Annotated in this window: 1 protein-coding gene; it reads left to right on the plus strand. The window is 51.2% G+C overall.

Going from position 1 to position 1235, the window contains the following annotated elements:
* The coding region (locus AACR11_RS13695) for an alpha/beta hydrolase (RefSeq protein ID WP_223295740.1) at nucleotides 1–1235 on the plus strand (1235 nt) is incomplete at both ends.

Consider the following 1235-nt stretch of genomic DNA (forward strand, 5'->3'; position numbering starts at 1 on the left):
TTTCTTCGGCAAGTCCGATCTGAACATGGCTCAAAGCTATAAGCTGGGTAAAAACGACGCAGGTGAAGCGATCTTCAATCGCGTAGTGGTAATGGATGGCAACACGTTAGCAAGCTACAAGCCAACCTTTGGTGATAATACCACCATGCAGGGGATCCTAGATTTGCCTGTGTTTGATGCAACGCCAATCAACAAACCGGAAGTCACTGATGTCCTTGATGCCTTGTCAGGTAATGAGAAGCACAAAGAAAACGTGGCGATTGAAAATGATGGCACGCCACCGCGCGATAAAGAATCTCTTAGCCCACTGACTCGATTCCTCAATAATGAGTTATACGGTGAGAAAGACGCGCGTCGTAAGATTGGCGAAATCACGCAAACCCTACTTGACCATGCGGTAGAAAATGGAGAATCGCAGAAAGTCACCCTCAAAGGGGAAGCGGGCCGTCTAACGGGGCATTACCATCAGGGAGCGGCTTCAAGCGAAGGTGAAACAAGCGCGACAAGCGGCAAAGTCGTGTTGTTCCTGCACGGTTCTGGTTCTTCTGCTGAAGAGCAAGCGAGCGAGATTCGCAACCACTACCAGAAACAAGGTATCGACATGCTCGCAGTCAACCTGCGTGGCTATGGTGAAAGCGACGGCGGACCAAGCGAAAAAGGCTTGTACCAAGACGCTCGCACCATGTTCAACTACCTAGTGAACGACAAGGGTATTGACCCAAGCAATATCATCATTCACGGCTACTCAATGGGTGGTCCAATTGCCGCAGATTTAGCACGTTATGCCGCGCAAAACGGCCAAGCGGTGTCTGGCTTATTGCTTGACCGTCCTATGCCAAGCATGACCAAAGCCATCACCGCTCATGAAGTGGCCAATCCTGCGGGCATTGTGGGGGCTATCGCGAAAGCGGTTAACGGCCAATTCTCAGTGGAGAAGAACCTAAAAGGCTTGCCAAAAGAGACGCCGATTCTGCTGCTAACGGACAACGAAGGCTTAGGCGAAGAAGGCGAGAAGCTACGAGCTAAACTCGCGATTGCTGGCTACAACGTCACGGGTGAACAAACCTTCTATGGCCACGAAGCGAGCAACCGCTTGATGGGTCAGTACGCGGATCAAATTGTCTCCGGTCTGTTTAATGCAGAGCAAGCAGCGGTAGAAGCGGGCGAAGTGCTGAAAGGGCTAGAGAAAGACTTTAAACGCTATGGCGACGCGCTGAAACCTGATACGAGCGTAC

This window comes from Vibrio sp. L85 (assembly GCF_963871815.1).
Lineage (GTDB): Bacteria > Pseudomonadota > Gammaproteobacteria > Enterobacterales > Vibrionaceae > Vibrio > Vibrio harveyi.